This window comes from Micromonospora sp. DT227, from assembly GCF_049841835.1.
Lineage (GTDB): Bacteria > Actinomycetota > Actinomycetes > Mycobacteriales > Micromonosporaceae > Micromonospora.
In genome coordinates, this window is sequence record NZ_JBNCLA010000061.1 from 1 (window position 1) to 450 (window position 450).

The window sequence follows — 450 nt, forward strand, 5'->3', positions numbered from 1 at the left end:
GTCGCGGGCGAGCCGGAGCTGTTGGATCAGACGGTGTATACGCAGGCGGGGTTGTTCGCGGTGCAGGTGGCGTTGTACCGGTTGGTGGGCTCGTGGGGGGTGGTGCCGCAGTATCTGGCCGGACACTCGATTGGTGAGTTGAGCGCGGCGTATGTGGCTGGGGTGTGGGATCTGGCTGATGCGGTGGCGGTGGTGGCCGCGCGGGGTCGCCTGATGCAGGCGCTACCCGCTGGTGGGGCCATGGTGGCGTTGACCGCCAGCGACGTCGAGGCGCAGGAGTTGATTGCCGGGCACGCCGATCTGGTAGGCGTCGCGGCGGTCAACGGCCCTCGCTCAACAGTGATCTCCGGTGACCAGAATCTGGTGCTGGAGTTGGCGCAGCAGTGGCGAGACAGCGGCGGCAAGGCGCGGCAGTTGAAGGTCAGTCACGCGTTCCATTCGCCGTTGATG

Annotated in this window: 1 protein-coding gene; it reads left to right on the top strand. The window is 66.9% G+C overall.

What is annotated here, in order from left to right:
- Window positions 1-450: acyltransferase domain-containing protein (locus tag ACLQ2W_RS33890; RefSeq protein WP_425791978.1), on the top strand; the 450-nt coding region annotated here is incomplete at both ends.